The sequence below is a fragment of the Vibrio sp. D173a genome (genome assembly GCF_030248475.1).
Genome location: NZ_JAHGAH010000485.1, coordinates 1 through 592, shown reverse-complemented (window position 1 = coordinate 592; position 592 = coordinate 1). Strand labels below are relative to the sequence as shown.

Genomic DNA, 592 nt, shown 5'->3' with positions numbered 1-592 from the left:
AACACCGATGTTTACGTTCTCAAGTTTTGGCTCAAGTGCAGTACCTGCGTTGCCTGGAGCGATGAATACTGTTTCAACGTTTGGGTTTTGTGCTGCTTTCCAACCAAGTGCGTGCTCACGACCGCCGGCACCAATAATCAATACATTCATGTTTTAAACCTTCAATCAAAATTGATAGTAGTAGAACTAGAAAATGTCTGAGCAACACTAAATGAGAGTGTTGCTCATCTCGGAGCGCAGCGTTCTCGTTTCCCGTAGCGAAGCGCTCTCGTATCTTTTCTTTCTAGTGGCGGAAGTGACGCATGCCCGTAAAGATCATCGCCATGCCGTGCTCGTCTGCTGCAGCGATAACTTCGTCATCACGCATTGAGCCGCCTGGTTGGATAACACACTTGATGCCCGCTTCTGCAGCCGCGTCGATACCGTCACGGAATGGGAAGAATGCATGTGATGCCATTACACAACCTTCAACCTGTAGACCTTCGTCTGCAGCCTTGATGCCTGCGATTTTCGCAGATTAAACGCGGCTCATTTGGCCTGCGCCCACACCGATAGTCATGTCGCCTTTCGAGTAAACGATCGCGTTAGATTT

The 592-nt window shown here is 49.2% G+C and carries 2 pseudogenes; both read right to left on the bottom strand.

From position 1 onward, the window contains the following. Nucleotides 1-150, bottom strand: a pseudogene (locus KIV40_RS26960) (phosphoribosylamine--glycine ligase family protein); the annotation flags it as partial. A gap of 133 nt (nt 151-283) precedes the next feature. Then, nucleotides 284-592, bottom strand: a pseudogene (gene purH / locus KIV40_RS26955) (bifunctional phosphoribosylaminoimidazolecarboxamide formyltransferase/IMP cyclohydrolase); the annotation flags it as partial.